This is a genomic window from Microcoleus sp. PH2017_05_CCC_O_A, assembly GCF_020738785.1.
GTDB lineage: Bacteria > Cyanobacteriota > Cyanobacteriia > Cyanobacteriales > Microcoleaceae > Microcoleus.
On record NZ_JAEQCB010000261.1, the window covers coordinates 1 to 4,085 of the forward strand.

The 4,085-nt window shown below is 40.1% G+C and carries 4 protein-coding genes and 1 pseudogene; 1 reads left to right on the forward strand and 4 read right to left on the reverse strand.

What is annotated here, in order from left to right:
• The coding region (locus tag JGK20_RS33240) for a hypothetical protein (RefSeq protein WP_293233661.1) at positions 1 to 259 on the reverse strand (259 nt) is incomplete at its 3' end.
• 71 nt (positions 260 to 330) lie between these two features.
• Here JGK20_RS33240 and JGK20_RS33245 point away from each other — a divergent pair.
• Positions 331 to 1,328, forward strand: a pseudogene (locus JGK20_RS33245) (IS630 family transposase).
• A 61-nt stretch (positions 1,329 to 1,389) separates the two neighbouring features.
• Here JGK20_RS33245 and JGK20_RS33250 read toward each other — a convergent pair.
• From JGK20_RS33250 to JGK20_RS33260, 3 genes are all read right to left on the reverse strand, one after another.
• The gene (locus JGK20_RS33250) at positions 1,390 to 2,124 is read right to left on the reverse strand and encodes a hypothetical protein (protein WP_293220588.1); all 735 of its coding nucleotides are present in this window, start codon (positions 2,122 to 2,124) and stop codon (positions 1,390 to 1,392) included.
• Between the two features lie 110 nt (positions 2,125 to 2,234).
• Positions 2,235 to 2,729, reverse strand: coding sequence for a hypothetical protein (locus JGK20_RS33255; protein ID WP_293233663.1), 495 nt, complete (start codon positions 2,727 to 2,729; stop codon positions 2,235 to 2,237).
• Between the two features lie 59 nt (positions 2,730 to 2,788).
• The coding region (locus JGK20_RS33260; RefSeq protein WP_293233665.1) for a hypothetical protein at positions 2,789 to 4,085 on the reverse strand (1,297 nt) is incomplete at its 5' end.

Consider the following 4,085-nt stretch of genomic DNA (forward strand, 5'->3'; position numbering starts at 1 on the left):
CTGACGTAGCATTAACTGAGATAGTCCGAACAACTTCGTTATAGCTTGGCGAGTCAGGATTGACATCCAGGACATAAATGCTACCCCGCCCTGAGTCCGTGATGTAAGCATAATTATCCCAAGGGTCAATAGATATTGCCCCAGGAGATGCACCACTCGGCAAATTAATATCATCGACAGCCGCTGTCGAAGCATCAACATCAACCGGACGCCGCGCCAGCAAATCCACCATCGCCACCCGCCCCGTATAAGTAGTCAAACAAAATTAATTACACAAATCAAATAATATGATATACTAAAAATATCAAGTTTTATTTAAAGAGGTTTTATATGTTTTTACTTCGAGACATTAATCCACTTTCGTTGAAATTGCTAAACCGAATCTATCGCGAAAGCAGACATCATCAAGTGCGCCAAAGAGCACAGTTTTTAATTTTGGTTTCACAAAACTTCAAAAATTAAAAACTGCTGAAAATATTTAAAATTAGTTATAAGACTATGTATAATTGGTTGAATCGATGGGAAAATGAGGGAATGCTCGGATTATACAATAAACCAGGTAGAGGCAGAAAAAAAATCTTTAATTCGGCAGAATCTGCTCAAATCAAAGATTGGGTAAAATTGCAACCAAAACAACTAAAGCAAGTAGTACAAAAAATTAAAAAAGAACGGTCTATTAATACAAGTACGGAAACAATTAAGAGAATAATCAAAAAAAAAATATGAGTTGGCATAGGATGCGTCGAGGTGTTGGGGGAAAGCCAAACCCCATAGAATACAAGGAAAAAAACAAAAATTGTCAGAATTAAAACAACTAGAAGATGAGGGGAAAATTGATTTATACTATTTGGATGAGTCCGGTTTTTGTGGCATCCCTTGTGTCCCTTATGGATGGCAAGATATTGGTGAATATTTGTCAATTGATAGTCGTAGAACTAAGCGTTTAAATGTCTTGGGAATTATGAATCGACAAAATACTCTTCATGCTTATGTTTCAGAGCAGACTATTAATTCTGATGTAATCATAGCCCGCAAGTGATACTTTTTTTGCTGTAGTGGAGCGACCAACATTTATTGTGGTAGATCAAGCTTCTATTCATACTAGCAATGCCATTTTAGATAAACTTGAAGAATGGAAAGAACGCGGCTTAACTATATTTGAATTGCCGACTTATTCACCCCAATTGAATTTAATTGAGATTTTGTGGCGGTTTATCAAATATACATGGCTTGAAATAGATGCCTACTCTAGCTGGCAATCTCTTGTTTCATCTGTAGAAAAAATTCTTAAAGAGTTTGGAGATAATTATGTAATTAATTTTGCTTAACTACTTATTCCAAAGGTACATAGGCGCGAGTCGCATTACTGGTCACAGCTAACTGTCCCGATCACCAAGGCATAACCCATTGATCATTGAGTAAAGCATAGGTTGATAGAGTCAGATCTAGCGGATCCGAAATAGTAGGAAATACTTCCAGAATCCGTTCAAACCAGACCCGGGAATCGAAATTAGTTCGTCTCGATAACTCAATCAGCAGAGCGGTAACGTAGGGACCAGTGGAAATTATTGAATCCGCATAGTGAGCAAATACAGATTCTTCAATTTGTACTTCTTGTGTTCGCAACGCTAGAAGAAGATTGCCCCCACAGAGAATAGCATTTTCAATGTCATTTTGCGTCAACACTTTACTAATCAGAGGACGACGAGCTAGCAAGCGAATGGTTTCTTTCATGTATGTAGGCTTTAAATGTTCATCCCACAGCCACGGTTCTGCATCACGATCTATTTCTACAACCATGAGACATCTGCGGGCTGTTTTAAGAGCTATGTCTAAACACCCAGAATCCAGATATGGATCGCCAGTGCGTGGTTCCATTTCCCACTGATTTAACAAATTACGCAAAAGTTCGGGTCGGGAAACAGAAAGAGCCAAAACCCTATCTTCAACTAAGTTGCTGGGCAAAGCAATGTCCGTGTCAAGGCGCAACTCATTAACATCCAGACCGCGCAACGTCTGACGAATACTTTCCTCATTGCCAGCAGCAGTTGCCAGCAGTTGCCACCGACCGTCGATTCGTTGCAAGCTTGCTTGCTTTAGTTGCTCTAGTAAGCTGTTAGTCATTTAAATTATTGCTTGAACCTTTTACACCACGGGGTCTGAGCCACAAATAGTGCAGTTTGAATGTCGAACAGCTTAAGATACTATCAAAGTAGATGTTTTTCCCAGATAAATTAACTTCCGTATACCCCTAATACCCGAAGGTACACAATAACAGTTTTTTCACTTACCAGGTCTACCAGTATCTGACTTTGCCAGACTTTACCTGAGTTATCCTCACGAATTATACCTGATAAGTAGTTCTTTGCATTGTCTGGCGTCCACCAGCGTTTCCACGCCAAGTGAGCGGTTCCCAGTTCACGGCCATCATTAAGTTTTGCCTTCCCCTCATAACCTGCTTCTGTTAAGAACTTATCTAATTCTATGCGGTTCATCGTGAACCGCACAGAAATCAGACGGCCACGCTCTTTGTCATCGTCAACGTGCAAATCTCGATAGCTTTTGGGCAAAATAATCCGAGTGAATGATTGCACTTCTTCAAGATCAACAGGCATTTGAGATGCTTGAGTCTCTGGTTCAGAGACTTTGGTAGAAGTTGCAATTGAACAACTACTTAACTGAAATAAAGTCAGAATAACACTGGTAATAATCGCTCCTTTTTTTATCACATAATCCTCCTAAATACGCGACTTATATTCTCCTTTTACTTGATATTCTTGTAATCCTCCTAAATACGCGACTTATATTCTCCTTTTACTTGATATTCTTGGGCAAGTCCAGCCTGATGAAGACTTCCCAGAACCTCATCTTTGATTGTAACTCCCAAAATGTTTACGTCTTTACCTTGATCCCAGTTGTATTGGTCTCTGATTTGTACGGTGATCTCGCCAGTAAGGGGATCGGCTTGCCACCAGTAGCTGTAATCACCCACTGCAAAAAACCAATCTACTGATTCTTCTTTTCTTATTCTATCAGATTTTCTGACACCACTAATCAATGTGTTTGGACGTAGATTTTTGCTATCTTTTCTGGATCTAGCTATAATTTTTTTAGCTTCTTCCACTGCTTTTTCTACGTTCTTTTTCACGCTAGAAACCTTCATAAATTCATTCATGTCAATAGTTAATGGTTGTCCAGAATTCTCCAAATAATGATTCATGTGTCGGCTTGCATTAGGCAAATTTTCAAAATTGCCTAACCCTACTAAACGCGCAAACCAAGCAAAATTAGCACCCCCAGCCACCCCACGAAATATGAGATGAATTTCCCGATCTTCTGGAATTGGTGCTCTGACACCATGAGGTCCCGATCCATCTACTCGAGAAGAATCAAACCGATACCTATCAACTCCCTTGTTAAGTAACGCTATGATTTCTGTATCTGCCACCGTCCAATCACCCGTTTCCCCGAACCGACGCAGTATTCGCCCTATGGTAGGATATTTCCCCTGTATTTGTGGTAGTATCCAACGCTTAAGAAAATCGTCTATTTGTTTGAGATTATTCGGTTCGCTGAGTAGCCTTTCAAACTGTTCTAATTCTCTGAGCAGAATGTCCTCAAAATTTTGCGCTACAAGCAACCCCAAAGGATTACCACCAATGGCAAAACTTTTAGAAACAACCTTCGGGTTAATTTTATCAAAAGCCACCTTCGTCAAATCTTTACCACCAGGATTTTCAACAGTCTTAATAATTTCCTCCACATCAAAGACATATGCACTTCCACCGCCACCCAGAGTAGGATAAGAGCCAATCAGATACTTCCCATCACTAGAAAGAGCCACATTATTAGTTAAACTCCCCGGCACCGGTTCAGTAGCAGCAACTAATTTCGGATTAGGTCCCAACGGATCTTTAATAATCCCAATATTCCCCCCCGCCAGCGGATTAGCATCAACTTCAATGATTTTTTTACTATTACGACCAGCCACAAACGCATACTTCCCATCAGCCGTCATCGTAACAGCCACCCCCTCATTCACCTCAAAGACATTGGTATTATTAGTCAGCGTTAAATTCGTGTAG

Bases quoted from the DNA above. Each gene is read 5' to 3' on its own strand.
- JGK20_RS33250 (WP_293220588.1), bottom strand. From the start codon at position 2,124: ATGACTAACAGCTTACTAGAGCAACTAAAGCAAGCAAGCTTGCAACGA.